The 25,919-nt window shown below is 61.2% G+C and carries 28 protein-coding genes; 12 read left to right on the plus strand and 16 right to left on the minus strand.

What is annotated here, in order from left to right:
• Positions 1–5: 5 nt before the first annotated feature.
• Genes X743_RS0136915 through X743_RS144160 form a run of 9 tightly spaced genes read right to left on the minus strand, consistent with a single transcriptional unit; the run spans position 6 to position 9,222 of the window.
• A complete protein-coding gene (locus X743_RS0136915) occupies positions 6–281 on the minus strand; it encodes a hypothetical protein (protein ID WP_023768129.1) in 276 nt (91 codons plus the stop codon).
• A complete protein-coding gene (locus X743_RS144195; RefSeq protein WP_031258386.1) occupies positions 278–1,324 on the minus strand; it encodes a UDP-glucuronic acid decarboxylase family protein in 1,047 nt (348 codons plus the stop codon). The genes X743_RS0136915 and X743_RS144195 overlap by 4 nt, the downstream gene beginning before the upstream one ends.
• A gap of 23 nt (positions 1,325–1,347) precedes the next feature.
• Positions 1,348–2,451 (minus strand): glycosyltransferase, encoded by a 1,104-nt coding sequence (locus X743_RS144190; protein WP_023768131.1) that lies wholly within the window; start codon positions 2,449–2,451, stop codon positions 1,348–1,350.
• Positions 2,448–3,542, minus strand: a complete 1,095-nt coding sequence (locus X743_RS144185) for a glycosyltransferase (protein WP_023768132.1) — start codon at positions 3,540–3,542, stop codon at positions 2,448–2,450. The genes X743_RS144190 and X743_RS144185 overlap by 4 nt, the downstream gene beginning before the upstream one ends.
• On the minus strand, positions 3,539–4,669 hold the full coding sequence (locus X743_RS144180) for a glycosyltransferase (RefSeq protein ID WP_023768133.1): 1,131 nt from the start codon (positions 4,667–4,669) through the stop codon (positions 3,539–3,541). The genes X743_RS144185 and X743_RS144180 overlap by 4 nt, the downstream gene beginning before the upstream one ends.
• A gap of 2 nt (positions 4,670–4,671) precedes the next feature.
• Positions 4,672–5,772: a glycosyltransferase family 4 protein gene (locus tag X743_RS144175; protein WP_031258387.1), complete on the minus strand. Its 1,101-nt coding sequence runs from the start codon at positions 5,770–5,772 to the stop codon at positions 4,672–4,674.
• Complete coding sequence (locus X743_RS144170; RefSeq protein ID WP_023768135.1) at positions 5,757–7,049, minus strand: TIGR04295 family B12-binding domain-containing radical SAM protein; 1,293 nt, start codon at positions 7,047–7,049, stop codon at positions 5,757–5,759. The genes X743_RS144175 and X743_RS144170 overlap by 16 nt, the downstream gene beginning before the upstream one ends.
• Positions 7,046–8,119: an NAD-dependent epimerase/dehydratase family protein gene (locus tag X743_RS144165; RefSeq protein ID WP_023768136.1), complete on the minus strand. Its 1,074-nt coding sequence runs from the start codon at positions 8,117–8,119 to the stop codon at positions 7,046–7,048. Before X743_RS144165 ends, X743_RS144170 begins: the two co-directional genes overlap by 4 nt.
• Complete coding sequence (locus X743_RS144160; protein WP_023768137.1) at positions 8,116–9,222, minus strand: SDR family NAD(P)-dependent oxidoreductase; 1,107 nt, start codon at positions 9,220–9,222, stop codon at positions 8,116–8,118. Before X743_RS144160 ends, X743_RS144165 begins: the two co-directional genes overlap by 4 nt.
• 219 nt (positions 9,223–9,441) lie before the next feature.
• Between X743_RS144160 and X743_RS144155 the strand changes: the two genes are divergently transcribed.
• The gene (locus X743_RS144155; RefSeq protein WP_023768138.1) at positions 9,442–9,714 is read left to right on the plus strand and encodes a hypothetical protein; all 273 of its coding nucleotides are present in this window, start codon (positions 9,442–9,444) and stop codon (positions 9,712–9,714) included.
• 197 nt (positions 9,715–9,911) lie between these two features.
• On the opposite strand, the gene X743_RS144150 is transcribed toward X743_RS144155, so the two are convergent.
• Positions 9,912–10,502 carry a response regulator gene (locus tag X743_RS144150; RefSeq protein WP_023768139.1) on the minus strand — a complete coding sequence of 197 codons (591 nt, stop codon included), beginning with the start codon at positions 10,500–10,502 and terminating at the stop codon, positions 9,912–9,914.
• Between the two features lie 300 nt (positions 10,503–10,802).
• Here X743_RS144150 and X743_RS144145 point away from each other — a divergent pair, with 300 nt between their 5' ends.
• Positions 10,803–13,943, plus strand: coding sequence for a CheR family methyltransferase (locus X743_RS144145; protein WP_023768140.1), 3,141 nt, complete (start codon positions 10,803–10,805; stop codon positions 13,941–13,943).
• Positions 13,940–14,317, plus strand: coding sequence for a response regulator (locus tag X743_RS144140; protein ID WP_023768141.1), 378 nt, complete (start codon positions 13,940–13,942; stop codon positions 14,315–14,317). The genes X743_RS144145 and X743_RS144140 overlap by 4 nt, the downstream gene beginning before the upstream one ends.
• A 433-nt stretch (positions 14,318–14,750) precedes the next feature.
• On the opposite strand, the gene X743_RS144135 is transcribed toward X743_RS144140, so the two are convergent.
• Both X743_RS144135 and X743_RS144130 read right to left on the minus strand, forming a co-directional pair.
• A complete protein-coding gene (locus X743_RS144135) occupies positions 14,751–15,929 on the minus strand; it encodes a zinc-dependent alcohol dehydrogenase (protein ID WP_031258390.1) in 1,179 nt (392 codons plus the stop codon).
• 103 nt (positions 15,930–16,032) lie between these two features.
• On the minus strand, positions 16,033–16,818 hold the full coding sequence (locus tag X743_RS144130) for an SDR family NAD(P)-dependent oxidoreductase (RefSeq protein WP_023768143.1): 786 nt from the start codon (positions 16,816–16,818) through the stop codon (positions 16,033–16,035).
• A gap of 456 nt (positions 16,819–17,274) precedes the next feature.
• On the opposite strand from X743_RS144130, the gene X743_RS144125 reads away from it, so the two are divergent.
• Both X743_RS144125 and X743_RS144120 read left to right on the plus strand, forming a co-directional pair.
• Positions 17,275–17,571, plus strand: coding sequence for a hypothetical protein (locus tag X743_RS144125; RefSeq protein ID WP_023768144.1), 297 nt, complete (start codon positions 17,275–17,277; stop codon positions 17,569–17,571).
• A complete protein-coding gene (locus tag X743_RS144120; RefSeq protein WP_031258393.1) occupies positions 17,568–17,786 on the plus strand; it encodes a hypothetical protein in 219 nt (72 codons plus the stop codon). Before X743_RS144125 ends, X743_RS144120 begins: the two co-directional genes overlap by 4 nt.
• Positions 17,787–17,871: 85 nt before the next feature.
• Here X743_RS144120 and X743_RS144115 read toward each other — a convergent pair whose 3' ends face one another.
• On the minus strand, positions 17,872–20,172 hold the full coding sequence (locus tag X743_RS144115; protein ID WP_023768146.1) for an FdhF/YdeP family oxidoreductase: 2,301 nt from the start codon (positions 20,170–20,172) through the stop codon (positions 17,872–17,874).
• A gap of 214 nt (positions 20,173–20,386) precedes the next feature.
• Between X743_RS144115 and X743_RS144110 the strand changes: the two genes are divergently transcribed.
• From X743_RS144110 to X743_RS144090, 6 genes are all read left to right on the plus strand, one after another.
• On the plus strand, positions 20,387–20,602 hold the full coding sequence (locus tag X743_RS144110; RefSeq protein WP_023768147.1) for a hypothetical protein: 216 nt from the start codon (positions 20,387–20,389) through the stop codon (positions 20,600–20,602).
• A 45-nt stretch (positions 20,603–20,647) separates the two neighbouring features.
• Positions 20,648–20,869, plus strand: coding sequence for a hypothetical protein (locus X743_RS144105; RefSeq protein ID WP_023768148.1), 222 nt, complete (start codon positions 20,648–20,650; stop codon positions 20,867–20,869).
• A gap of 328 nt (positions 20,870–21,197) precedes the next feature.
• Positions 21,198–21,734 carry a hypothetical protein gene (locus tag X743_RS0136920; RefSeq protein WP_245264311.1) on the plus strand — a complete coding sequence of 179 codons (537 nt, stop codon included), beginning with the start codon at positions 21,198–21,200 and terminating at the stop codon, positions 21,732–21,734.
• Positions 21,731–22,951 (plus strand): Nramp family divalent metal transporter, encoded by a 1,221-nt coding sequence (locus X743_RS144100; protein ID WP_023768151.1) that lies wholly within the window; start codon positions 21,731–21,733, stop codon positions 22,949–22,951. The genes X743_RS0136920 and X743_RS144100 overlap by 4 nt, the downstream gene beginning before the upstream one ends.
• On the plus strand, positions 22,951–23,310 hold the full coding sequence (locus X743_RS144095; protein WP_023768152.1) for a hypothetical protein: 360 nt from the start codon (positions 22,951–22,953) through the stop codon (positions 23,308–23,310). The genes X743_RS144100 and X743_RS144095 overlap by 1 nt, the downstream gene beginning before the upstream one ends.
• 2 nt (positions 23,311–23,312) lie before the next feature.
• Positions 23,313–23,645: a hypothetical protein gene (locus tag X743_RS144090; protein WP_023768153.1), complete on the plus strand. Its 333-nt coding sequence runs from the start codon at positions 23,313–23,315 to the stop codon at positions 23,643–23,645.
• A 29-nt stretch (positions 23,646–23,674) separates the two neighbouring features.
• On the opposite strand, the gene X743_RS144085 is transcribed toward X743_RS144090, so the two are convergent.
• From X743_RS144085 to X743_RS144080, 3 genes are all read right to left on the minus strand, one after another.
• A complete protein-coding gene (locus X743_RS144085; protein ID WP_023768154.1) occupies positions 23,675–23,998 on the minus strand; it encodes a hypothetical protein in 324 nt (107 codons plus the stop codon).
• A gap of 71 nt (positions 23,999–24,069) precedes the next feature.
• Positions 24,070–24,483 carry a DUF982 domain-containing protein gene (locus X743_RS1000000173630; RefSeq protein WP_023768155.1) on the minus strand — a complete coding sequence of 138 codons (414 nt, stop codon included), beginning with the start codon at positions 24,481–24,483 and terminating at the stop codon, positions 24,070–24,072.
• Between the two features lie 19 nt (positions 24,484–24,502).
• Positions 24,503–24,991, minus strand: coding sequence for a GNAT family N-acetyltransferase (locus X743_RS144080; RefSeq protein ID WP_245264312.1), 489 nt, complete (start codon positions 24,989–24,991; stop codon positions 24,503–24,505).
• Positions 24,992–25,172: 181 nt separating this feature from the next.
• On the opposite strand from X743_RS144080, the gene X743_RS144075 reads away from it, so the two are divergent.
• Positions 25,173–25,913, plus strand: coding sequence for a DUF4142 domain-containing protein (locus tag X743_RS144075; RefSeq protein WP_031258400.1), 741 nt, complete (start codon positions 25,173–25,175; stop codon positions 25,911–25,913).
• The last annotated feature ends 6 nt before the right edge of the window (positions 25,914–25,919 follow it).

Here is a 25,919-nt window from a genome sequence, read left to right on the forward strand (position 1 = left end):
TTCGATCAGTCCAGGTTTCGCAGCATGTCTGCTTCCTGCTCGAGAATAGTTGCCACTTCCTCCCGTTGCAAATGCGTCATCATCAGGCTGACGCAGCACTCGAGATAGGTGATGGAGGCGCGCCGCAGATAGGCAGCCGTCTCTCGTTCGGCAATCTTGTCGATATCCCTCACGGGTCGCTTGGGTCGCATAGGGACGATCCTCCGTATCGGCTTCTCAAGCCAAACCACAAGATCGGGCGGATGTTCCGCCCGATCTTTTGAGGTCCAGCGCGGCATCATGCAGGAAGATTCTGCAGCCCGCCTGATGCGGGCCTCGCACTTTTGGCAAGGCCTGTCATTTGATCGCCGATGCGGCTGCCTTCGAGCTCCGCGAAGTAATTGATCGTCAGCTTAAGCCCTTCATTGAGGGGGACCTTCGGCGTCCAGCCGAGCAGCGCTTTTGCACGCGAGATATCGGGTTGCCTGCGCCGAGGGTCGTCTTGCGGCAGCGGCAGAAATCTCAAATCCGATTTGGTGCCGGTCATCGCCTTTACCAATGCCGCCAGTCGCACGATGGTGAATTCTCCGGGATTACCCAGGTTGACCGGCTTGCCGGGATTGGGATCGACATCCATCATGCGCATCAATCCGTCGATCAGGTCGGAGACATAGCAGAAAGATCGCGTCTGCAGGCCGTCGCCGAATATCGTCAGCGGACGTTTCTCGAGCGCCTGCATGATCAGATTCGAGACGATGCGGCCATCCGCCGGATCCATTCTCGGACCGTAGGTGTTGAAGATGCGCGCGACGCGGACGTCGGCCTTGCCGGCTCTTAAATAGTCGAAGCAGAGCGTTTCGGCGGTACGCTTGCCCTCGTCGTAGCAGGCACGTGGGCCCGTGCAGTTCACATGGCCGACATAATCCTCCCTCTGCGGGTGTTGTTCGGGATCGCCATACACTTCGCTCGTCGAGGCCTGCAGCAGTCGCGCGTCCTTACGGACGGCGAGTTCGAGCAGGTTGAGCGTTCCGATCACGCAGGTTCGCGTGGTGTGTATCGGGTCTGCCTGATAACGCGGCGGTGAGGCAGCGCAAGCCAGGTTGAAGATGCGGTCCACGGGCTCGCCGAAATCCAATGGCCGGCAGATATCCTGCTCGATTAGCCTGAAACCCGGCTGGTCCATGATCGAGATGATGTTCTCCATGCGTCCGGTCAGAAAATTGTCGACGCAGATCACGCGCCAGCCACTGCGGAGCAATGCTTCGCAAAGATGCGAACCGAGGAATCCCGCACCGCCGGCAACAAGCACTGTCTTTGCCCTTCGCGCGTTTCTTGTTTGTCGCATCGCCGTTTTCTCCTGTCTGCCGGTCATGCTGCACTTCCGATGTCGAGATCGAGGGCTGCCGCTCTCGGCCGGGTCAGCGCCGCCACGAATTCGCGGGCCCTGGCCGCGCCGGTGTGGGCTGCGAGGACGAGTTCGCGGGCTCGCTCAGCCATGGCGAGGCGTGCGCGCTCGGACTCGCCGAAGAGGATCTCGACGACATCGTCGGTCCCCGCGGCGGTGTGGATCGTCGATGCGGGAAAGAAGCTGTCGAGCCCCGGCCAGCGATCGCTGATGATGGGCGTGCCGCAAGCCGCCGCTTCGAACAGGCGCACGCTGGGCGACCATCCCGCCGCGATCATGGAACTCCGTGTGACATTCAGCGTGTAGCGCTGACGGCTGTAAAACGCGGCATGATCGGCCGGTGGCAAGTGTTCGATGCGCTCGACATTGTCCGGCCAGATAATGTCGGATGGATATTGCGAGCCGGCCACGACGAAACGGCGGTTCGGCATATGCCGTGCGGGCTCGAGCAGCAGAGCGTTCAGCGTTGCCTGCCGATCGGCGCTGTAGGTGCCGAGATAGCCGAGATCCCAGCGGATCGGATCGCCAGTCTGGTGATGGCGTACCGGATCGACCGAACAATAGAGCGGTTCGGCATGGCGCGCGCCGAAATCTTGCGCCAGACGGTCGAGCGTTGGCCCGCCGGTGAAGGAGAAATAGACATCGAAATACGGAATTTGCCGCCAGCTCAAATAATCGCAATCGTCTGCCGAAAGCTTTGCCAGGGTCACAGGTGTGTCGATGTCGTAGAAGCAGAGCTGCCCCCTGCAAATAGAGGCGACGATGTCGATGACCGAGCGTCCTTCTGGAACGAAGGATCCGATGACGATGATGTCGGCCTCCTCCAGGCACTGTCCGTAGCCGCGTTGCAAGTCCGCGGTGGTCTCGTAGTAGCGCAGGGCGCTGAAATCCGGATCGCGCAGATCGCGGTGGTTGGCGTACCACGGCACGTCGCGCTCCAGAAAGGTCACGCGGTGACCGAGTTCGTGCAGGCCTTTCAGCAGGCCCCGAAAAGTCGTGGCGTGGCCATTTCCCCAGGATGAGGACAGCGACAGGCCGAGAAAGACGATGTCCAGTTGCTTGGTCATTCCGCTGCCTCCACGGTCCCATGTTCGAAATGACGTTTGAAGACGGCATCCGCCACGGCCGCCCGCTGCGCGTAGGTATGGTCCGCCAGCACACGGCGAAGTGCGGCCTGGCCGATTGCCTTGGCCCGCCCAGGTTTCAGGGAGCGCATGATCTCGGCGACATCGCCGCCGTCGCGGGCCACCAGGATCTCCTCGTCTGGTTTCAGGAACAGTTCCACGCCCAGCCATGCATCCGTGATGAGGCAGGCGCCAGCGCCGGCCGCCTCGAAGACGCGCGTGGCCGGTGAAAAACCGTTTACAGCCATGCTGTCGCGGCTGATGTTCAGCACCGCCTTGGGTGTGACGTTGAAGGCGTTGTGGTCGCGGGTACCGACATGGCCGAGCCAGTCGACATTGGCCGGCAGCGGCTTGTCGCCCCACCCTGATCCGCCGAGCAGAAAACGTTGCCCCGGCAAACGGTTGGCGGGTTCGAGGAAAAACGCTTCGACACGCGCCTCGCGGTCCGGAAGCCTGTTTCCGAGAAAGGCCAGATCGCAAGCAAAACGCGTATGACCGGTGACCGGATGGTGCGTTTCGGGATCGAGCGCGTTGTAGATAGGCACGCATTCCTGAGCTCCCATGGCCCGGTAAGCCCAAACGACCGGGTCGCCGCCCCCATAGGTCAACACCAAGTCGATTTCTTGCAGGGCGCGATGGAGCGGATGGTCCGGTTCGTCGCGCAGTTGAGCAAGTGTTGCCGGAGCGTCCACGTCCCAGAATACGACGAGTGCATCGCTGCGGGCGTGGTCGAGCACGGCGCGCAGCAGCGCCTCGTCCTCGAAACCGACGCCGCTCGCCTTGACGACGATGTCGGCGCCGGCGGCGCGTGCCGCGACCTGCTTCAATGCATGCGGGGTCGCTTCATAAACGACGACAGCGCACCAGTCGGGCGGCTCGATGTCGCGGTTCTTCTGCCGGTCGTAGACGTCGGGTTCGTAGAAAGTGATCTCGTAACCCAATTGCGAAAGTGCCTTGAGCAAACCGCGATAGTAGGTCGCGGCACCGTTCCAGTAGGACGACAAAAGGCTCGATCCATAAAATGCGATCTTCATGCGACAGCTTCCTTTGCGGCGGTCGGGACGACGGTGTATTGGTTCGTGCATTCCGCAAGCACGTCGAACAACTGCTCGACGCGGTGGCGGCAGGTATGTCGGGAGCGGATAGTCTCGAGGCCCGAGGTCGCCAAGGAGGCCGCAAAGTCCTCATCGGCCAGCACGGTCCGCAGCTGTTGCCGCATTTTCGAGCCATTCTCGGCAAACAGAAAGTCGATACCGGGCCTGAACAGCTGCTCGACGTCGGACCATGGTGCTGAAACCAGCGGAATGCCGCAGGCGAGGGCCTCGAACATGCGGATCGTCGGAATTCCGGGCAGACCCTCGCGATAGGGGCGCCGTGGGATGTGGACTGTGACACGATGCGCGGCGAACGCCTTCGGCACGTCGGCATTGGCGATCCATCCCTCATAGCGAACTCCGGCGGCAGCCAGATCCGCAAGTGCGGCCTTGGGGTAGCGTACGCCGTGAACAGCGGCATCGAGGCCAAGATCGTGCACCGGCTCGATCAGAAACTCCTTGAGCTCGGCGGTCCGTTCGTCATCGCCCCAGTTTCCGATCCAGACCAGATCGGACGTGGAGTGGATCTCCGGGTGCGGCTTGAACAGGCGATCGTCGGCGGCTTCATGCCAGGTGAAGACGCGCTTGCCCCAGCCCGCACGCAGATAGCTCTCGCGCAAGGCTTCGCCAAAGGCGAGAACACCGTCATAGTGCTCCAGCCGGAGCGCCGAGATTGCCTCGGTCGCCGACACCGCCCGGTGATGGGTGTCATGAAACAGAAGGACGAACTTGCCGCCAGCGGCCCGGGCACGGCCGATGCGTGCAACAAGCTCGGGATCCGTCCACTCATGGACGATTACAACGTCGGCCTCGGCGGTCCAGGCTTCGTGGTCAAACCCGGCATCGTAGGTCACCGGCATCAGTTCGGGGAAATCCCTGCGGAAGCGTTCGATGGCAAAGGTTCCCTGCTCGGTCAGCAGATTCGATCGGCTCCAGCCATCCGCCGGCTCCAGCGCGATCGCCTGGTGCCGGCGATGGACCAGCTCCCGCATGACGCCGCGGAGGAAGTGGGCGTTGCCGTGATTCCAGTCGGAGACGACCGAGTGGGTGTAGAACACAAAGCGCATGTTCAGCGCTCCGCCATCGCCAGGGCCGCTTTGTCATAGACGCCGCGCATGGCCGCCGCCTGCTTGGCCAGACTAAACCTGCGGCTGCGTCGGATGGCCGCCTGGCCGAGCTCTCGCCTGAGCGTAGCATCGCTCGAGAGGCGATTGAGGCAGGCAGCGAGATCGTGCGGATCGCGCGCATCAAAGAACATCGCGGCCCCGCCCCACAATTCGCGATAGGTTGCGATATCGGAAAGCACCAGGGGCGTAGCCGACATGGCCGCTTCCAGCGCGGCCAGGCCGAATGGCTCGTAGATTGATGGCGATACGAAAATGCCGGCGCGCGCCATCAACGAGCGCACCTCGTCGGAGGGCACTGCTCCGAGAGGAACAGCATGGCTGAAGCTGACATGGTCGCCGTTCGGGCCGTGCATCGAGCCGGCGGCGAAGACCGGCCATCGCGTCAGCGAAGCCGCCTGGTCGACCACAGCCGCATTCTTGCCCTCGTCCCACCAGCGGGCGGCGGCAAAGACGAGCGGTTGGCGCTTTTCGGTCTTCGGCACCGGACGGGCGCCGTTTCCGACCACCGTCAGGCGCGCGATCCGGCCATAGCATGTCTCGAGCATATCGGCATGGCTGCGGCTCGGCGCGATGACTGCGTCGGCCCGATCCATGCCGCGCCTGTTGCGCTCCTTTTGCCAGGCCCATGCGCCATCCAACGCCTGTCCTTTGACAGCGTGGAACCATGTCGTCACGCAGGAATGCGAGACCACCACGACCGGGCACGGCGTGTCGAATCCCGCTGCCTGCGTCGGCGCGTTGAAATGGACAAGGTCGATCGCGTGGTCGCGCATCGGTGCATGCAGCTCCCGCGGCAGCGCGTCGAGATCACCGCCATTGCGGGTCATCCAATCCGGCGGCGTGTTCAGCCAGATCAGCGTGGTGAAAGCCTCTGCCTCGTCGGCCTGCTGCCTGGACGGCGGTGGACCGAGGCCGGCAAGCACCACGCTGTCGCCGCCGTTGACAAGTTCGCTGGCCAGGTCAAGCGCATAGCGCCAGACGCCGCCCACGGCATCGACCGTCATCAGGATGCGCCGCGAGCGCGGCGTCAGTGTCCGCAACATGTCGCCTCCAGTTCCGCCAGCGGACGCGGGCGCCTTTCCTGGATGTCGCTGAACTTCTGGAATGATGCGAGATAGTGATCATGGGCGCGCTCCCAAGCGAGGTCGTCAGGTTCGCCCCAAAGCTCGCGATAGCTGGGCGAACTCGGATATGGATAAAGCGGTACGGGTTCATTGGCCCATACGCCATTGTCGATCAGGTGGGCTCGCCAGTAATCGACGAGGGCAGGATCATCCTCGACGACGCCGATCAGATTGGCCTGGACGAAGGGAACGTGACGCCTGGCATTGACCAGCAACGCGGCGAGTTCCTCGGTGCCCAGCCGGCAGCGCTTCGCCAGCATGGCCCGGCCTTCCACCGTCAGGCTTTCGAGGCCGGCTTCGATGGAGACGCAGCCGGCCGCGCCCAGCAATTCCAGCAGTTCGGGCTTCCACAGGTCGATGCGGGTCTGTACGCCGAATTTCACGTCGCGATCGATCAACGCTTCCAGCAGGGCTTTTTGCGGCAGGAAGATTTCGTCGATGAAGTAAATGTAGCCGACACCCTGGGCAATCAGCCCATCGATTTCCGCGACCACCGCCTCGTGGTTTCGGCGGCGATAGGCATCGCGGAAATCCATCTTGGCGCAAAAGCTGCAATTGTAGGGGCAGCCGCGTGACGCTTCGACCTCCGCGCCGAACCCAATCTGATTGTCGTCGAACCGGTGATGGTGGTGCGAATGGGCCGCGATCCAGTCCGATGGCCATTCGAGTGGCGGGTGATCGACAAACGAGCTCGCGTGGACGCCGCCGTTCGAAACCACCCCGGCATCCCGCAGATAAGCGGTTGATGGTATCGCGCTCCAATCGTCGTACCGGGCAAGCTGCTCGACGACTTCTTCGCATTCGCCGCGCACAACGATGTCGACGCCGAGCTTGCGCAAGGTTGGCGCCGGTGTCGCCGAGCCATGCGGCCCGACCGCGACCGTGCGTCCGCCGCGCCCGGCGAGGCGATTGAGGAAATCGGCCGGCACGCGCAACTCCGGCGGTGCGCAGCGCCAGAACAGATAAGTGGGCGCGGTGGTGACGACCGTCATTGCCGGCACGAAATCAGCCACGCGGTCGCAGAGGCTAGAATTGTCGAGCTTCTGCAACTGCCCATCCAGCATCAGCACCTCATGCCCGGCTTTTTCGAGCAGGGATTTCGAATAGCCGAGTTCCAGCGGCAGATGGGGTTGGCGGCAGCCGAAATAGATGCTGTCGTCATAGGTCCAGAACGGGTTTACCAGGGCGATCTTCATGCGACGTACCTCACGGCTTCGGGGCGAGGCTCGAGCCGATGGCGTTGCAGCCAGTCCGCGAGATCGCGAATGCCTTCGCGCCATGAAACATGGGCCTTCCAACCAAGCGTGGTTTTGATTTTGCGGGTGTCGGCGACGAAGAAGGGCTGGTCGCCGGTGCGTTCGCCATCATGGCGGATCGAAAGCTCATGGCCGGTCAGGTTACGGATTTCGCTCAACAACATGCGCAGGCTGAGCGCATTTTCCGGGCCGCCGCCAAGATTGAATGCCTGGCCCTTGATCGTGTCGATGCGGTCGAGAACGGCCCTGTAGGCGGCGACCGCATCGGCGACATGCAGGATGTCGCGCACTTGTCTGCCGTCGCCGTAAATGGTGATTGGACGTCCCGTGAGCGCACTCAGCAGGAAGTGCGCGACCCAGCCCTGGTCCTCGGTTCCGAACTGGCGCGGGCCATAGATACAGCTCATCCGCAGGACCGCCGTCGGCAAGCCGTAGGATTTGGCGTAGTCGAGCACATACTGGTCGGCAGCGCCTTTGGAGCAGCCATAGGGCGTGCAGAAATCCAGGCCGCGCGTCTCGTCGATGCCATTCGCTTGAATGATGCCGTCGCAAGGTTGGTAACGATCTCCATCCTTGCGAACCGCGACGTCGGGAAGGCTGCCATACACCTTGTTGGTGCTGGCGAAGACCACCGGGACAGCCCCACCGCTTAGCCGTGCCGCCTCCAGCACATTGAACGTTCCCCGAAGGTTGATGTCGAAATCCTCGCCCGGCTGGACCAGGCTTGTGGTGACGGCGGTCTGCGCGGCCAGATGGAAGATTGCCTTTGAATGCGTCAAGACACGCGCCAGGGCGTTGGCGTCCCGCACGTCGATGGTCTCCACCGTGAGGCGACTGCCGTGTTTCTGCGCCAGCCATTCAAGGTTCTGCTCGACGCCCGGACGGCTGAGATTGTCGATCACCAGCACTGGCTCGCCGTCCGACAACAGGCTGTCGGCCAGGTTCGATCCTATGAAGCCGCTGCCGCCGACGATGGCGACCGGCGCGTCGCGTCCATTGCGTGTGTTCATGATACCAGCCCGCGTTCTTCAAGTTCGCGTTTCATGTCGGCGCCGCGGTCGACGGCGGACGTGTTGCGCACCCAGGAGACGAAATCGCCGAGCGAATTCTCCAGTTGCCGCACTGGCTCGAAACCGAGCAGCTCGCGGGCCTTGGAAATATCGGCGAAGCAGTTGCGGATATCGCCGGAGCGGGCTTTGCCGAGCAGCTCTGGCGAACGCTTCGGCGTTCCCATGGCTTCGGCCAGCATTCGCGCTACGTCGCTGATTGCATAGGCTCGGCCGCTGCCGATGTTGATGACGTGACCTTTTGCCTGGCGTTGCTGCAGAGCAAGGCGAAAGGCGCGGGCGACGTCCTGCACATGGACGAAATCGCGCTTTTGTTGGCCATCCTCGAAGATCATTGGCCGTTGGCCGTTGGCGAGACGCGAAGCGAAGTTGGCCAGCACGCCGGTATAGGGATTCGACAACGCCTGACCGGCACCGAAGACGTTGAACAGGCGCAGCGCGACCGCATCGATGCCATAGGCTTCGCCGAAGATCAGCACGGCGCGTTCCTGGGCGTATTTTGTCAGCGCATAGATAGAGGCGAGATCGACCGGCTTTTCTTCGTCGGTGGGCAGCGGCGAGAGGGGTTCTCCCTGTGGCGACAGCGGGTTCCATTGCCCGCTCCTGATGTCGCTCGCCTTGCGCCGGGCATTGTCGACACGCCGGCCATCCGGTGTGGCGTAGAGGCCCTCGCCATAGACGCTCATCGAAGAGGCGACGACAATGCGTTCGACCGGGTGTTTGATCAGCGCCTCCAGCAGCGTCGCGGTGCCGAGATCGTTGGTGCCGACATAGCGCGCGATCTCGTACATTGACTGTCCGACGCCGACTTCCGCCGCCAAATGAATGACCGCATCGACGCCTTCCAACGCCTTGGCGACTGCCTCCCGGTCGCGGACGTCGCCCTTGATTAGCTCGGCCCCGGCGGGAAGCGCGACCGCCTCTCCTGCATGCACCTGCTCCAGCAGCGCATCGAGGATGCGAACCGAATAATCCTGCTCGATCAGTTCCTGGGCGACATGCCTGCCGATGAAGCCACAGCCTCCCGTAACCAATATGCGTTTCACGATGACTCCTCAGACAAGTAACCTTGGCGCCCCGAACTTTTCGGCAAAAGGTTTGTTCCCTGCGCTTCAACAAAGTTCCTTTGGCCCGGCTGCGTTCGAAACGCGGCACATCGGGATCAGGGCGCGGTGCCGGAACATTGCTGCCCTTGTGCTGTTAGGGCGCCCGACAGGACTGCGCTGTCCGAGGTTGGCAACGCCGACGATCAAAGGAGATTTTCAATGTCCCAGTCGCAAACGACCACCAATCACGACGAAATCCGCAAATGGGCCGAGGAGCGGGATGGGCGGCCGGCCGTGGTGCGCACCAAAGGCGAGGGCGGCATTCTGCGGATCGACTTCGGCGACCCCGAGGAAGCATTCGAGTCCATCGAATGGGACGAGTTCTTTCGGATATTCGACGAGAACGATCTGGCTTTTCTCTATCAAGCCAAGACCGGCGACGGACAAGCCAGCCGTTTCAACAAGTTCGTCGAGCGCAATCAGAAGCGCTGATGCCGCACGTCCAGTGGGCTCATTTGCCTGAACTGAATCTCAGGTAAATTTTTTCAGATGCGGTGGAACAATTGAGGGCCCAGTTGCTTCGGCCGCTGAACCAGGGCCAACGAGCTTTTAGGAATTACACCGGCCAGGTTTACGGCGCGGTGGGCGGTCGCGGCGGGCCTTGGCTGAACTTCCGTTGGAGGGGCAAACTAATGCATGAGTTTTGCGCCGCGGGTTTTAGCCACCTCTCGCATGATCCCGTTGAGCCAGTTTTCGGTGGACTGTCCAAGCTGTCTGCGATCGACATCCCGGATCGCCTGCTCGAGCGTCTTTTCGACGAGCCGGTCGGACGCATCGACATCTCCCAGCAAGAGACGCGCCGCAAGTCGCAGTTTGGGCAAAAGCGCGAACACGTCGTCGGAGGTGTCCAGTATGGGGCCGGGCCGCCCGGGTGCCTGCGGAAAGAGGGCATTGAAAACGGCCTGGTTTCCTGAGGACTTCCGCAAATTGCTGGCGTAGCGCAGATGATCGGGAATGGCGATGTGGTTGTCACCACTGAAGAATACGAAAGGCACTCCGCGGCGCATCAGTTCGTCCGCTATCGGAAACACCCTGCTGCCGTTGAGGTTGACATCGAGGATCGCGGCTTCAGCCGCCTCGGTGTGTTTGGAAGCCTGTTCCACGGTCGCTGCAGGCCCAAGAACGATAGCGCCCATATTGCTGAAGAACCGCGCAAGATCTCCGGCAATCATCCATTCGTCTTCGACAATCAGGATACGCAGCCCGCGCAGATCGCGCACGTCGTCATCCTTTCCTCAAACGGAGTTTAGGCTGCTCCGAATTTTCTTCCAGAGTTCGGTCGTCCAAGGCGGCCTGCAATCGTTTCGCAAGCACCAGAATGCGATCCGGGACGGGCCCTGCGTCGGAGCAGCCTGGTGGTTCTGAAGCCCTAGACACCGTTGGGGCGAGGAGCCTTATATCAGAAGAGCGTTTTGTCATTGAGCCCGCCATGGATACGGCGCTCAACGTCGTTGGGGGCGACTTGTTCCATCCTATTTGCGCGCTATATGGTTATGTCCTGTCTGATCCGACCTTTGAGGATGTCGGACCAGGCGAAAGGGGGACGTGCCGTGACAGCCCAGCCGAAAAGGTTTCCCATCGTCGGCGTCGGCGCGTCCGCGGGTGGCATCCCCGCGATGGAGGGTTTGTTCAAAGGCGTGACCAGCCAGCCTGGCATGGCTTTCGTCATCATCACGCATCTCAGCCCCAAGCGGGAAAGCCTGTTGCACGAGGTCATCAGCCGCTACACCGAAATGTCAGTGATGGTGGCCGAGGACGGGATGGCCGTTGAACTCGACCACGTCTATGTGATGCCGCAAAACGTGACATTGGCCATTGAAAAGGGTGTGCTGCGCCTGTGCCGGCCCAATGGACTTACGCAGCAGCGAAAGCCGATCGATATATTTTTCAGCGCACTGGCTGAAGACCAAGCCGAATATGCCGTTGGCGTTATACTGTCCGGCGGCGACTCCGATGGAACATTGGGCGCCAAAGCGATCAAGGAGCGGGGTGGGTTTACCGTCGCGCAAGCGGCGGACGGCTATGGGCCGCGCAATCCCGATATGCCGCAGAGCGCCATTGCCAGCGGGCTCGTCGACGTCGCCGTGCCCGCCGAGGAGATCGGTGCGAAGCTGGAAGCTTTCGCCCGCGGCTTCGACACGCTGGACGGGCTGGCGGACGAAGATGGCGACCATACGGCCGACATCGATAAGGTGCGAGAACAGATATACGGGATCTTGCGCAGCCACTCCGGCCACGATTTCTCGGGCTATAAGACCAAGACATTCCTGCGCCGTGTGAAGCGGCGCATGCAGATCGCCCAGGTCCATTCCATCAGCGCCTATATCGACTGGCTGAAGAAGGATGCTCGCGAGGTAATGAACCTGTTTCGCGACCTCTTGATCAATGTCACCAACTTCTTTCGCGATCCCGATGCGTTCGAATTGCTCGAGCGAAAGATCATACCGCAACTTTTCGAAGGCAAGACTGCCAGCGATACCGTCAGGGTCTGGGTTCCCGGCTGCGCCACCGGCGAGGAGGTGTTCTCCATTGGCATTCTGCTGCGTGAACACATGGGGACGCTGACGGCCGTTCCGCGCGTCCAGATATTCGCCACCGACATAGACGAGCCGGCGCTGGCGGTGGCGCGGGCGGCACGCTATCCGGAAGCCTTGCTGCAAGGTCTTTCTCCGGAACGCAAACAACGGTTTTTCAACGGCGATGGCGAAAGCTACATCATCAGCAATGAGATCCGTGAACTGTGCATCTTCTCGCCGCATAGCGTCATTCGCGATCCACCCTTCTCACGGATGGACCTGGTTTCCTGCCGCAATCTGCTGATTTACTTCGGCCCGACCATCCAAAACCGTGTCATCCCTGTCTTCCACTACGCGCTGAAGCCCGGCGGCTATCTTTTCCTCGGCACCTCCGAAAGCGTCGGGCAGCACGACAACCTGTTCGCAACCGTCGACAAGAAACACCGGATATTCCAGGCGCGGGAGCATGCCTCGCCGCACATCAGACTGCCGGGCCTGATCGGGGAAAGCCATTCCAATGTCTTTCCACCCGAAAGCGCTGGCACGAAGAAGGGGCTTGTCGGCTATCCCCTACGGCAGGCGGTAGAAGCGCAGGTGCTGGAACGGTTCGCGCCACCGCACGTCCTGGTCAACGCCGAGGGCGATGTCGTCTACTATTCGGGCAGGACCGGAAGATATCTCGAGGCGCCGCAGGGAATCCCCAGCCGGCAGTTGCTGACGATGGCACGGCGTGGACTGCGGCTGGACCTGCGCGCTGCTTTGCGCGAAGCGACGACAACGCGCCGCACAGTGGTGCGGGAAAACCTCGCCGTGGAGGAAGATGACGAACGGGTTCAGCCGATCAGGCTGACGATCGAGCCGCTCGCCGAACGCGGCAATGGCGAACCCCTTTACCTTGTTCTCTTCGAGCCGTCCGGCCCGACGCTGGCCCGCTCTGACGAAGAAGGCGGCAGCCATGACAGCGATAATACCGCCGATCTTGAGCGGGAACTGCGCGATACCAGGGAACGCCTGCAATCGACCATCGAGGAATACGAGACCGCGCTCGAAGAAGTGAAGTCCTCGAACGAGGAGCTCGTCTCCGTCAATGAGGAGGCGCAATCGACCAATGAGGAACTTGAAGCCTCGAAGGAGGAGATGCAGTCGCTCAACGAAGAGCTCAACACGATCAACGCCGAATTGACGGCCAAGATTGAAGAGCTCGATCATGCCAATGGCGACCTGCGCAATCTGTTCGAAAGCACGGACATCGCGACCATTTTCCTCGATCGGAACCTTGTGGTCCGCACCTTCACGCCGGCGGCGTCATCCTTTTTCAGCCTGCGCCCCTCCGATGTCGGCCGGCCGCTGACGGATCTGTCGAGCCAGCTCGACTATCCCGAGTTGAAGCAGCATATCGACAAGGTGTTCGAGACGGGCGAGGTCCTGAACCACCACCTTGCGCGCGATGCCAGGGGCCTTTTTCATATGGTCCGCATCAATCCTTACCGGGACAAGGGCAACCGAATCCAGGGCGTGGTGGTGACCCTTGTCGATGTCACCACGCTGGCACAGGCGGAAGAGCATCAGCAGGTGCTCATCTCGGAACTCAACCATCGGGTCAAGAACATGCTGGCGGTAATTGCCAGCATTGCCAGCCGCACGCGGGAAAGTTCCTCTACGAAGGATGATTTCGCCGATGCGTTGATCGGCCGCCTGCATGCCATGTCGCGGGCCTATGGGCTGCTGACCCGGGAGAGGTGGAAGGAAGCCTCTGTTAGGGAACTTCTCCAGCAGGAACTCGAACCTTTCGGCATCGAGCGCATCGAACTTCACGGCGAGGATGTGAAACTTGGCCCGCAACAGGGGCTTTCCCTCAGTATGGCCGTCCATGAACTGGCCACCAACGCGGCCAAATACGGCGCTTTGTCAAAAGCCGACGGCAAGGTCGACGTGCAGTGGTCGATCGAGCACGACAGTTTCACGTTTGGCTGGCGAGAGAAGGACGGGCCTGCCGTCAAAGCGCCCTCGAACAACGGCTTTGGTCTGACCCTGCTGCAGGGAGAGATCGGTTACAGGCTCGGCGGCCACGTCGAGACTGCTTTTGAAAGGGACGGTCTCAGCGTCCACCTGGCTTTTCCGGCCAACGGCAAGGAGCCATCGTGAGCAAGAGCGCACGCGTTCTGGTCGTCGAGGACGAATGGCTGATCGCGGAAGAAACTGCGTCTCGCTTGCGGATGGCGAACTATCAGGTGGTTGGCCCGGTTTCGTCGGTTGCCGCGGCGCTTGGGCTTGTCGACGCGAACCAGGTCGACTTAGCGTTGCTGGACATTCAATTGAACGGCGAAACGAGCCTGCCGGTCGCGGAAAGGCTGCTGGCTCGCGGCACCCCCTTCGCGTTCATGACCGGATTTGGGCCGCGTGACGTTCCCGGGCCCTTCCGAAACTGCAAATTTATCCCCAAACCGGCGAGCGAAGCTGACCTTCTCACCGCCGTGGCTGACTTGGCATCGGTTCGCGCAGCCGGGAAACCGTCATGATTTCAGGCGGCCGACTCGCCGCGCTCAATCCAGCGGCTTATCGGTAGGCCGAGGCGTGGTGCTCGCCTGACGTGGCCGTCCCGTGTTTCGATTGGCCACAGGATTGTCCAGTGGAGCACTCGATGGTCGGGATGCACCGGCGGTCTTTGGCGTCAGCGGTTTTGCGCCGGCGTCGGTAGCGTTGGCATCCCGTCGCGGGTGCGGCAGGCCACCGACGTTCGGAGTTCGGACGCCGGGCTTGGATGTGGAATTCTCGTTGCTCATGACAGCCTCTTTCCTTGCAGTGGGCAGGGTGCGGCGCTCTCGTCGCCGTAGATTTGTTCTGCAGGTCAACCACCGCCACTGCCGAAAGTTCCGGAACCGCCTGTAGCGGTGATTCCCACCTGTGGCAGCGGACTTGCGCAAGGCAGATCCGGTGAAGGATGCCGACACCTCAGCCATGTGGCCGCATCACCACTTTGATGCAGCCGTCCTGCTTGTCGCGGAAGGTCTTGTAGAGATCAGGGCCGGCTTCGAGGTCGGCCTTGTGCGTGATCACGAAGGATGGATCGATCTCGCCGTTCTGGACCTTGGCCAGAAGCGGCTCGAGATAACGTTGCGTATGGGTTTGACCCATCCTGAAAGTCAGGCCCTTGTTCATCGCCGCACCGAAAGGGATATGGTCGACAAGACCGATGTAGACGCCGGGAACCGAAACGGTGCCGCCCTTGCGGCAGCAATAGATTGCCTCGCGCAACACATGCGGCCTGTCGGTGCCGAGGTAGACGGCAGCCTTGACCTTGTCGAGCATGGCGTCGGCACTCGCGCCGGGATCGGACTCGGTGCCGACGCAGTCGATGCAGCGATCCGGGCCGCGGCCATCGGTCATCGCCATAAGGGCGTCATAAATGTCGGAATTGCTGAAATCGAGTGTCTCGGCCTTGCCATGCTCGCGCGCCATGGCCAGTCGTTCCGGAACCTTGTCGATCGCGATGACGCGTCCGGCGCCGAGCATCCACGCACTCTGGATGGCGAACTGGCCGACCGGGCCGCAGCCCCAGATGGCGACGGTATCGCCGGGCTCGATGCCCGCGTTCTCGGCCGCCATATAGCCGGTCGGAAAAATGTCGGATAGGAACAGCACTTGCTCGTCGTCAATCCCGTCCGGCACCTTGATCGGGCCGACGTCGGCGAAGGGCACGCGCAGATATTCAGCCTGTCCGCCCCAATAGCCGCCGACCAGGTGCGAATAGCCAAACAGGCCGGCCGGCGACTGTCCCATCACTTCCGCCGCCTGTTTGGCGTTGGGATTGGACCGGTCGCAAAGCGAGAACAGCCCGCGCGTGCAGAACCAGCACTCGCCGCAAGAGATATTGAACGGCACCACGATCCGGTCGCCCTTCTTGAACTTGGAATGGCCGCGACCGACGGCCACCACCTCGCCCATGGTCTCGTGGCCGAGCACGTCGCCGGATTCCATGGTCGGCATGTAGCCGTTCATCAAATGCAAGTCCGAGCCGCATATGGCGCAGCAGGTGACCTTGATGATGACGTCACGATCATCCTCGATGGCGGGATCGGCGACCTGGTCGCATCGTATATCGCCTTTGCCGTGCCATGTGAGCGCCTTCATCATATGCTCCTGAGTTGGAAGAAGATCGACGGGCGGACGTCGCGTGCGAAAAGGTCAAGGGGCATTTCGGGGACGCAGTCGGCCACTCGGTGAAATCGAATGATCAATCCTTGGCGGCCGAACCCGGCTCGGCCATCTTGCGATGCTGTTCGGCCAGCGTGCCCGCCGGCGTGACATGCGCGGCGGCAACCTGCAGCTTGTTCTTCCAGCCGCTGACGACTTGTTCCTCGCCCGCCATCATGGCTTCGTAGCCGGTCCTGGCCACGTCGGCCGGGTTGTCTTTCTCGTCGGTGCCGACCTTGGTGTCCATCATTTCGGCTCGTTCGAAGAACCGCGTCTGCGTGGCGCCGGGCATCAGCACCGTGACCGTGACGCCGGTGCCCTGCAGTTCATGGCGCAGTGCGATCGCGAAGGAGTCTATGAACGCCTTGGTGCCGTTGTAGACAGCCTGGAAAGTACCGGGCATGAAACCGGCGATCGATCCCGTAAACAGGATGCGTCCGCGCCCGCGCCGGGCCATCCTGGCGCCAAGTTCATGCGCCAGATAGACGGTTCCTGTGATGTTGGTGTCGATGATGCGGCGGACCTTTTTCCAGTCCTGATCGACGAACCCCTCGCCAAGCCCGCGTCCGGCATTGAGGAACAGAAGGTCGATGTCGCGATCGCCGATCCGGGAGATCAACTGGTCGGCACCCTCCACGGTCGCCAGATCGGCCTCGATGGCTTCGACCGCAACATCGTGCGAAGCGAGTGCCTCGGCGGCCTGCTGGATAGCGGGTTCATCGGCGGCTATGATGAGATTGTAGCCGTCCTTTGCGCATAGTTTGGCTAGTTCCTTGCCGATGCCGCTGGAGGCCCCGGTCACCACAGCCAATTTGGCGATTGCCATTGTATCCTCCGATTTTCGTCCTCGCCGAACCACCGGCGGCCGCGAATGTTCCGTGACATCCTTATGCCTCGGACGGCTTACCGCGCCTGATCGTCACTCAGTTTGGGGGGCGTGCTCGGCGATTTCGTCGACCCGTCGACACGCCAAGCATGGTGAGGGTCTCGCGCGCTTATCGAAGTCGGTTCGCAATTAATTCTTTCAAGCTGGAACAAGCGAAGCCGATCCAAGTTCGACATCATGCGGCGTTGTTGTCCTCCCATCTCTGACGCTGCGCGATCGGGCCCGCCGCTGGCCTGATCAGCCCGCGCTGTTCCCTTTAGGGAGGCGCGGGCTTTGATGCTTCTGAGGGAATGCGTTTCTCAATCAAAGGCGGGAACATCCTGCACGGGAACCTCCTGCAAAGGGCGGGAACATCCTGCCGGTCCGGTAGTTCGGCACGGAGGAGAAGAAGCAGAGATGCAATACGCGGAAGAAATCGCGCTCAGGCGCGTTAAGATGCTGGTCGAACAATACGTTCTCGCCAGAAGCAAGCGATATGATTTCGTCTCGACCGAGCTGGCCTGCAAGGCCATTCGCCAAGTGGTCCAGAGCCCGATCGAGGACATCGCCCTAGACCATTTGCTGGCCGAATTTGCTGTTAAACAGGGGCTTTCGGTGCGGTTCGACCGAATAGGTCATTTGCCAGCTGCTTCGCCCGAACTCCCAGCTGCTTCGTCCGAACTCCCCGAACTCAATGAAGGAGAATTGGCATGAGAGCAGCGTTGCTAGCATCCTTGGCGTTGCTCTTCCTGGCGGGGTGCAACAACAACACCGATCCGGTCAAATCCAAGACCGACAATGTCAATAGCCAGCCGGTTGACAAAAATCCGACGACGGACACCAATCCCACACCACAGACCACCACCGGCGGAGACCAGCAGGGCACGCAGCCAGCCCAGCCGGCGTCGCCCAAACCGAGCGGGGGCTAAACTGGCGACTGCTGCTTGTCCAACTGCCATGACGCCGACGAGATTTTAACCGCGCACGTCTTTGCCGCTTGAGAGACTTTTGGTCTCAGCCAAGAATTCTCACGGGAACGGACTTGACGGCTGGCACGTGGGCTTTCTTGGCGCGATGCCACAGCGGCACCAAAGGATTGAGCTCCGGATAATAGCCGGCACAGTTGCCCTGAGGCACGGAATAGGGTGTCACGCGCAAGCCGCGCACGCGTCGTTCGACACCGTCATCGGCATGCGTCTCGAGATCGACTTGTTGCCCGGCGGTCAATCCGAACCGCTGGATGTCGGCCTCGTTCATCAGCAGCACCATGCGTGTGCCGTGAATGCCGCGCAGCCTGTCATTGTAGCCGTAGACGGTCGTGTTGAACTGGTCATTGGAACGCACGGTGATCAGCGTCAGCACATTGCGGCCCGAGACATCGATATCGGGGTTTGTTTCCAGCGTCGTCGGCAGCTTGAAATTGGCCTTCTTGTTCGGTGTTTCCCAGATTCTTTTCGAAGCCTTGATATCGCGGTGAAAGCCTCCGGGTGTCAGGAACCGTTTGTTGAACTGGCGAAAATGCTGCGGAAAACAGCGCTCGATCTCGTCGCGAATGAGAGAATAGTCGGCAATCCACTTGTCCCAGGGGATCGAGCTCATGCCTGGCACGGTAGCCTTGGCAAGCTCGGCGACGATTTTCGGTTCCGAAAGCAGATTTGCCGAAGCTGGCGGGCGCGATCCAAACGAACCATGGATGCAGGCGGTCGAATCCTCCATGGAAACGGTCTGGTCGCCGCTGGCCTGCCGATCTCTTTCCAGCCGGGACAGGCAGGGCAACAGATATGTCACTGCCCCGGGGAAGAGATGACTGCGGTTGAGCTTGGTGGCGATCTCGACATGCAGGCGAAGTCCCCGCCAGGCTTTTTCGACCAGGCCGGTTTCCGGCACGGCGCGGACGAAATTGCCACCCAATCCGACAAAGCCTTTCACCGAGCCGGCGATGACGCCTTCGCAGGTCTCGACGGTATCCAGCCCCTTCTCGCGCGGGGGCTCGAAGGCGTAAAATTCCGAGAATTTGTCGAGTGGGACGAGTTCGGGCTTCTCGGATATGCCGACGGTGCGCTGGCCTTGGACGTTGGAATGACCCCGCAGTGGTGAAATGCCGGCGCCGGGTTTCCCCATGTTGCCGCGCATCAGCAAGAGGTTGCACAACATCTGCACGTTCTCGGTGCCATGCCTGTGCTGCGTCAGACCCATGCCGTAGTTGCCGATCACCGCGTTGGACCGACTGTAGACCTCTCCGACACGCTCCAGGTCCGGCCGCGCGATGCCCGATCGGGTGACGATGTCATCCCACTTGGCCGCGCGCAGATAGGCCTCGAATTCGGCAAAGCCGTGCGTATGCTCGGCGAGGAACTCGACATCGAGGACACGTGAATTTCCCTGTTCGCGGGCCGCATCATCGAGAGCGAGCACGGCCTTGGCGATGCCGGTCATGGCGGCGATATCGCCGCCGCTGCGGACCTGGAAGAAGTCGCTGGACATCTTGGTGCCGGGTCCCGGCGATAGCATGTCAACGGGATCCTGCGGGTTCTTGAAGCGCTTGAGCCCTCGCTCCGGCAAGGGGTTGAAAGTGAACACCGGTACATTGCGTTCACGAGCCTCCTGCAGCGGGTGCAACAGGCGCGGCGCCGTCACGCCGGTGTTGTGGCCGAAGAAGAACATCATGTCGCATTGGGCAAAGTCTTCGAGTTGCACGGTCCCGACCGGCGAACCGATCGATTCGGGAAGGCCGACCGAAGTCGATTCGTGACACATGTTGGATGAATCGGGCAGATTGGACGAACCGTAGATGCGCGCGAAAAGCTGATATAGGAACGAAGCCTCCAGCGAGGCCCGGCCGGATGTATAAAAGACGACTGACTTCGGATCGAGGCGCCGAAGTTCCATGCCGATCTCGGTAAAGGCTTCGTCCCACGAAATCGGCTCATAGCGGTCGGTGACCGGATTGTAGCGCAGCGGATCCGTCAGCCTGCCTTGCTTCTCCAGATCGCGATCCGGCCAATCCAGCAGTTCGGTGACCGAATGCCGGGCAAAGAAATCGGGGCCGCAACGCAGCTTTGTCTGATCCCACATGGTCGCCTTGGCGCCATTTTCGCAAAACTCGAAGGGCCGCGGCTCGGCCGGCTTGGCCCACGAGCAGGAAACGCACATGTAGCCGTCCGCCTTGTTCTGCTTGAGCAGGGTGCTCCAAATTCCCGACATCAGCAGGCCCTCGCCATACGCCTTGCGGATCAGGGAGGACAGGGATCCCCAGCCGCCCGTCGGATGGTCGTATTTCTTGATTTCGACATGATCGGTAACGGCGGGTTTCATGGCAGGTGGTCCTCGCGAATGCACACCAAACCGCGCCGATCGTTGATTGTTCCCCCTAGCCAGCGAAGACAATGTCGCTGGCACGATCGCGGCCGCGCTCAATCCGGACCTAGCCAGTAGCTTGGGCTGGCACCAGCGAAAGCCGATCAAGCAAACCCAGCGGCTTGTGGAACTATTTTCATCATTGGCTGTTCGGCACGCAAGGAGCCGGACGATGGTGCGACGCAACCAAATTATCTCGCTTGTGGTGGCCGCGATCATCATCGCCGGCATCCTTATTGGAGCCCGTTTCCTCGATATGGGCTGGCACACCTCGCCGTTGAAACGGACGCCAGAGCAGAATCAAGGCGGCAACGCCCCTGCCGATACTTCGCCGGCTGCCGGCGTTCAGAAAAATCCCAAGGAAAACACCGAAATGCCGGGACAGTGATCGAGAACTCGTTCTTGAGTTGACCCCAAACAGGCCAAAGGCGTCATGGGTATCCTTTCCGACCTCGACAAGAAACTGACGGACAATCTGTATGAACATGGCAGCCAGTTCACCGATGCGGTGGCGGATCTGCCGCGGGAGGCCGTGGAAACCGTCGACCGGCTGATGCCTTTCATCCAGCCTGAAGCGCGCGAGACAGTCAAAAGCCAGATTCTCGGCCTGATCCACGAATACAAGATCGAAGCGTCCGACAGCGGGGCCGAGTAGGATCGCCGACCCGAATTACCCGTTCTGGTCTATCGCATGAGGCGCAGGCTGGCTCCCCACACCGTTGCTCGCCTCACGGCTGCCAAACCACAACCAGGCCGCGATGACCACGACTGCCACGATCGCTATCCAGGCTATGAGACGAGGCATTGCGATTCCTCCATTCCGGCAGTCCGTTCGCACCGATGCGGCGAGCAGGGGAGAGCCGGCTCGCCTCCTCCTAATCCAGCAAGCGATCCTTTGTTCCGCTTGCATTGCTTTCTGTCTTAGCCGGCTGGTACCCGTCGCGGTCCCATGTGCTTTGCATCCATGCCGTCGGATCGGGGCCTTGCGTCGACGGGCACGCGCTCTAGATCAACTTACCTCGAACATTTCTTCGTTCGGCTCAGGGGAGGCTGTTCTTGTGGCGTACCAAACGCCGGCCTTAATCTTCAGCGGCCGTGATTTCAGGCTGGTTTGTTCGTGCCTTGTGCTGTTCTTGGGCGCCTCGGCGGGATGCTCGTCTTCCGATCAGGTCGAACAGCAATCACGAACGGCGGCGTCATCTGCGCAGACCGTGTCGATGACGCTTGAAGCCTGGATGGCAGGGGCGGCGCCGTCCGCATACACGGCCGGCACACTGCGATCGATCAGCAGGACGCTGGCCGATGCCGAGGCGCAGATCCGATCAGCCGGCACGGCTGAACCCGCCGAGCAAGCTGCCTTGACGGCAGCGGTCAAGGATTTGTCCGTCGCGGTGGCCCGCGCCCAGGCGGGATTGCAGGCCGGCAACCGGACAGAGGTCCAAAATGCGCAGCAGGATCTTCGGCTGGCTTCGCGCTCGCTGAGCACGGCCTATGCCAGATATTTCGCGCCGAAGTCATGAAGAAGCTCGTGGAAATATCGCTCGGCGTCGTTACCAGCGTTGGCGGCTTCCTCGAAGTTGGATCGATGGCGACGGCGGCGCAGGCAGGCGCGACTTTCGGTTTCCAGCTGATCTGGGCGGTGGTTCTCGGCACCATCTGCATCATCTTTCTGGTGGAAATGGCCGGCCGTTTCGCGGCCGTGAGCCAGCACACGATCTCCGACGGCATCCGCGAAAGGTTTGGCTTCAATGTCTTTCTGTGGCCGCTGCTTGCCGCCTTGCTGGTCAATTTCATGGTGCTTTCCGCCGAGATCGGCGGCGCTGCCATTGCACTCGAACTTGCCACCGGCATCGGCTTCCAGTGGTGGGCGCTGCCGGTGGCTTTCCTGGCATGGCTGCTGCTCTGGAAAGGCACGTTCGGCTTCATCGAGAAAGGCGTATCGATCCTCGGCCTGGTGACGCTGTGTTTCGTCGTCGGCGCCGTGATGCTGAAACCCGATTGGACAGCGGTCGCTGCTGCCGCCGTGCCTTCGCTGCCGGCCCACGATGCCGCCAACTACTGGTTCATGGCGGTCAGCATTCTCGGTGCCTCCATATCGCCCTACCTGTTCATGTTCTATTCCTCCGGGGCTATCGAGGATCAATGGGACAGGAGCTATCTCGGGGCCAATCGGGCCATAGCGGGACTGGGGATGAGCTTCGGCGGCACCATTTCGATCGGCGTGCTGATCGTGGCCGCTCTCGTGCTGGCGACGCACGGCATCGACCAGGTCGACGACTATCACCAGTTGCCATTGATGCTGATCCCGATATTCGGCTTCTGGGGCTTCGTTCTGTTCGTGGCCTCTCTCGCCATTGCCTGCTTCGGTGCTGCCCTCGAAGTCGGACTGCAGCAGGCTTACCTGGTCGCCCAAGGTTTCGGCTGGAATTGGGGCGAGGATCGCAAGCCGCGCGACGATCCGGGCTTCAGCGCCGTCTACACGGTGTCATTGTTGCTTGCCGCCATCCCAATCACGCTTGGCCTCGATCCCCTGAGGCTCACCATCTTCTCGATGGCGCTGACGGCGGCCAGCCTGCCGCTGACGGTGGTTCCATTCCTGTTTCTGCTGAACGACGAACGCTATGTCGGCGAGCATCGAAACGGCATTATCTCGAATGCCGCGGTCATCTTCATCATCGCGCTTGGCTTCGTGCTGGCCGTGGTGACCATCCCGCTGCAGATATTCGGAGGCACATGATGAAGTTGCTGCGTGATCTCCTGGACAAGCAGGTGGTCGACCGCGAGCAGGTCAAGATCGGCAAGGTCGACGGCCTGGTGGCGGAGCTGCGGCCGGGCAAACCGCCTAGGATTGTTGCGATCGAACTCGGCTCCATCACCTTGGCGCGTCGCCTTGGAGCACGGCCTGGGCGATGGATGGCGCAACTCGCGGCAAAGCTGGGTGGCAAGCGGCATGGTGAGCCGCATCGGATCGACTGGGACAAGGTCAGGGATATTGGCGTCGATATCGAATTCGACATCGATGTGCGCGAGACATCGATTTTCGCCTGGCAGGACTGGTTGCGCGATCACGTCATCGGACGCATTCCGGGAGCCTGATAATGACCACCGTCAATCTCGAGCATCTGGCGGGACGAAGCGTACGCTCGCAGCGGGGCAAGAACATCGGCTACATCGAGGAGATTCGCGCCGAGCGGGATGGCGACGATTTCGTTGTCACCGAATTCCATGTCGGCGTCTACGCTGCGTTCGAGCGTCTTTCGGCGTCGGCCATAGGCGTGGCGATGCTGGATCTTTTTCGGCTGCGTCGCCGCGACGGCCTATACCGCATTCCCTGGGACAAGCTCGACATCTCCGACCCGACGCGGCCGCGGCTGCTGTGTCCGATGACCGAACTCTCAGGCATGAAGAGCGCACCCGATCTCGAGGAATAGACAGTCGCACTGCATCGTCGTGAATACTTTCAGCGCAACATGCTTGCCGCCAGAAAAACCGCGGCTGCTATCAAGACGACAGCCGCGATCACCAAGAGCGGCCAGTTACTGTGAGGCCGCAGCTCTGGTTCGCTCTCAACCGGCCGCATCGCATTGGCGAAGCTGGCATCGTTTTCGAATTTTGGGCGCGAGCGTGGCGGACTTGTCTTGGAAGTCGGGTTTTGGGTGTTAGCCGCCTCGGCATCGGTCTCCAGCGGGGCAATGGCGGGATCGAAGCCCGGCGTTTTGTCCCGCGTCGCTCCCGCCTGAATCTCGCCTCTGCCGGAAACGGTAGGATTTGACACCTTGGCCATAGTCTCTCTTTCAGGTCGGACTCTGCCAGACTTGCAGGTGCCGGCGAAGCCTGGGCGTGCTGGCCGCAAGGCTAAATCTGGTCGCCGAGCAGAATCCGGGCGTCCTTGGCCGCAACGATAAAGGCCTGTCGTGCGACCCTGGGAGGCTTTTCGCCTCGCATCACGGCAAGGCATGCCCTGATCGCGGCAAGACGCCTTTCGGATGTTGGCTTTGGCCAGTCCCGCAACAACACTTCGGCCGCATCGGACACCGAAACCACAACCCTGTCCCGGTCTATGCGGCCAGGCTGAATGACAATCGGCTTTCTGAAATGTCCCGTACGCACATGCCTCTCCAGGGAATGCACTCTATTCGCTGCAATCTGCCCATCGCTGCCAGCACCCATCGCTGCAATACTGCCCGTGGCGACGCGCCCCTTTAACTCCGCAATCGTCGATTTGTTCCAGAGCACCTGGAGTTTGCAGTTAGCCGATGGCCATCCCATGCGCGCCCTGTCCCAATACCTACAGCAGGTCCTTGCGAAGGAAGATGCGTGCATGCCCTGGAATTGCGAACTCCACTTTGCCGAATTCCTCAAACCCGTGCCGCATGTAGAAGAGCGGTGCCTGGAAACTGCTCGTCTCCACGACGGCTTTTTTGCAGCCCCGTCTGATGGCTTCCTCCTCGATCGCGCCGAGAAGCTGCGATCCGAAGGATCGGCCACGCAATTGCTCGGGCAGGAAGAACATGTCGAGAAACAGGAGCCCGAGTTCCGTTCTACCCCAAAGCCCGCCCCAGACTTTTCCTGAGGCGTCACGCAGCTCCGCTCCAATGACAGCCCGGTCATCGATCCCGGTCCGTGCAATGTTGTGTTGATAAAGCGCCTCGGCGGCCTGTGTTCGCGCATCCCCACTGTAGGCCAAAGCGATTGTAAATCCCTCGGGTCGAGATGGCATGCGTTCTCCTCCTGTCTCGGGATGACGCATGTCGCCCAAAAGTGAGGAGAACGACATGCATGGACACCCAATGCGCTTCCCTTGAATCCGTTTCGACGCGACGTGCTTCAGGCAGAGATTGAGGGCCGAGATCGTGGTGTTGGCGGGTGCGCCGGCATGTCGTCTCGGCATCGGAACAAAGCGCATCTTGGCTTGTTAGGAGGCATCGCAAATTCGCGCACCGACAGGGACAAAGCCAATGAAAACACGACACCTTCTCGCATCGCTCACAGTCGCTTCCATTGTTTTCGCAATGCCCGCCTTCGCTGCCGACAGCGCCCAGGACTTCGTCGACAAGGCTGCGGTCGGCGGCAAATTCGAAGTCGACTCGAGCCAGCTTGCGCTGAACAAGGTCCAGGACCAGAGCATCAAGGATTTCGCACAGATGATGATCCGCGATCACGGCGCGGCCAACACCAAGCTGCAGGCGGTCGCCGGCGAACAGAAATTAAAAGTGCCGGCGGCGCTCGATGCCCAGCACCAAGCCGATCTGGACAAGCTCAAGAATGGGCAGGCACCGATCGATCCAGCCTATGTCGACATGCAGCGCAAAGCGCATGACGAGGCCGTCAAGCTGTTCGAGGATTATGCCAGCACGGGTGACAACCCGGCTCTGAAAACGTTCGCCCAGCAAACGGTCGATACGTTGAAGATGCACCGGCAGATGATCGAAAAGATCGCTGCCCGGCAAGATTCCATCACCGGAGCGACAACTCCGGCGGTGAAGACCGACAACACGCCCAACGCCGCCGCCCTCGTCCCCGGCGCAAACAGCTTCACCGAAGCCCAGGCCAAGAGCCGCATCGAGGGTGCGGGCTACACCAACGTATCGAAGCTTGCCAAGGACGACCAAGGGATCTGGCGTGGGCAGGCAACGAAGGCAGGTGAAAGCCTCGCCGTCGGCCTGGACTATCAGGGCAACGTCGTCGCCAGCAAGTGAGCACGG

It is taken from the genome of Mesorhizobium sp. LNHC232B00, from assembly GCF_000502435.1.
Lineage (GTDB): Bacteria > Pseudomonadota > Alphaproteobacteria > Rhizobiales > Rhizobiaceae > Mesorhizobium > Mesorhizobium opportunistum.

What these genes read in the sequence shown, in the direction of transcription:
- X743_RS144090 (WP_023768153.1), top strand. Translation starts at nt 23,313, where the DNA reads ATGACCACCGTCAATCTCGAGCATCTGGCGGGACGAAGCGTACGCTCG.
- X743_RS144110 (WP_023768147.1), top strand. Translation starts at nt 20,387, where the DNA reads ATGGTGCGACGCAACCAAATTATCTCGCTTGTGGTGGCCGCGATCATC.
- X743_RS144180 (WP_023768133.1), bottom strand. Translation starts at nt 4,669, where the DNA reads ATGCGCTTTGTGTTCTACACCCACTCGGTCGTCTCCGACTGGAATCAC.
- X743_RS144125 (WP_023768144.1), top strand. Translation starts at nt 17,275, where the DNA reads ATGCAATACGCGGAAGAAATCGCGCTCAGGCGCGTTAAGATGCTGGTC.
- X743_RS144100 (WP_023768151.1), top strand. Translation starts at nt 21,731, where the DNA reads ATGAAGAAGCTCGTGGAAATATCGCTCGGCGTCGTTACCAGCGTTGGC.
- X743_RS144185 (WP_023768132.1), bottom strand. Translation starts at nt 3,542, where the DNA reads ATGAAGATCGCATTTTATGGATCGAGCCTTTTGTCGTCCTACTGGAAC.
- X743_RS1000000173630 (WP_023768155.1), bottom strand. Translation starts at nt 24,483, where the DNA reads ATGGGATGGCCATCGGCTAACTGCAAACTCCAGGTGCTCTGGAACAAA.
- X743_RS144175 (WP_031258387.1), bottom strand. Translation starts at nt 5,772, where the DNA reads ATGTTGCGGACACTGACGCCGCGCTCGCGGCGCATCCTGATGACGGTC.
- X743_RS144165 (WP_023768136.1), bottom strand. Translation starts at nt 8,119, where the DNA reads ATGAACACACGCAATGGACGCGACGCGCCGGTCGCCATCGTCGGCGGC.
- X743_RS144075 (WP_031258400.1), top strand. Translation starts at nt 25,173, where the DNA reads ATGAAAACACGACACCTTCTCGCATCGCTCACAGTCGCTTCCATTGTT.
- X743_RS144190 (WP_023768131.1), bottom strand. Translation starts at nt 2,451, where the DNA reads ATGACCAAGCAACTGGACATCGTCTTTCTCGGCCTGTCGCTGTCCTCA.
- X743_RS144195 (WP_031258386.1), bottom strand. Translation starts at nt 1,324, where the DNA reads ATGCGACAAACAAGAAACGCGCGAAGGGCAAAGACAGTGCTTGTTGCC.
- X743_RS144135 (WP_031258390.1), bottom strand. Translation starts at nt 15,929, where the DNA reads ATGAAGGCGCTCACATGGCACGGCAAAGGCGATATACGATGCGACCAG.
- X743_RS144130 (WP_023768143.1), bottom strand. Translation starts at nt 16,818, where the DNA reads ATGGCAATCGCCAAATTGGCTGTGGTGACCGGGGCCTCCAGCGGCATC.
- X743_RS144170 (WP_023768135.1), bottom strand. Translation starts at nt 7,049, where the DNA reads ATGAAGATCGCCCTGGTAAACCCGTTCTGGACCTATGACGACAGCATC.
- X743_RS0136915 (WP_023768129.1), bottom strand. Translation starts at nt 281, where the DNA reads ATGATGCCGCGCTGGACCTCAAAAGATCGGGCGGAACATCCGCCCGAT.
- X743_RS144145 (WP_023768140.1), top strand. Translation starts at nt 10,803, where the DNA reads ATGTCGGACCAGGCGAAAGGGGGACGTGCCGTGACAGCCCAGCCGAAA.
- X743_RS144115 (WP_023768146.1), bottom strand. Translation starts at nt 20,172, where the DNA reads ATGAAACCCGCCGTTACCGATCATGTCGAAATCAAGAAATACGACCAT.
- X743_RS144155 (WP_023768138.1), top strand. Translation starts at nt 9,442, where the DNA reads ATGTCCCAGTCGCAAACGACCACCAATCACGACGAAATCCGCAAATGG.
- X743_RS144080 (WP_245264312.1), bottom strand. Translation starts at nt 24,991, where the DNA reads ATGTCGTTCTCCTCACTTTTGGGCGACATGCGTCATCCCGAGACAGGA.
- X743_RS144085 (WP_023768154.1), bottom strand. Translation starts at nt 23,998, where the DNA reads ATGGCCAAGGTGTCAAATCCTACCGTTTCCGGCAGAGGCGAGATTCAG.
- X743_RS144095 (WP_023768152.1), top strand. Translation starts at nt 22,951, where the DNA reads ATGAAGTTGCTGCGTGATCTCCTGGACAAGCAGGTGGTCGACCGCGAG.
- X743_RS144105 (WP_023768148.1), top strand. Translation starts at nt 20,648, where the DNA reads ATGGGTATCCTTTCCGACCTCGACAAGAAACTGACGGACAATCTGTAT.
- X743_RS144120 (WP_031258393.1), top strand. Translation starts at nt 17,568, where the DNA reads ATGAGAGCAGCGTTGCTAGCATCCTTGGCGTTGCTCTTCCTGGCGGGG.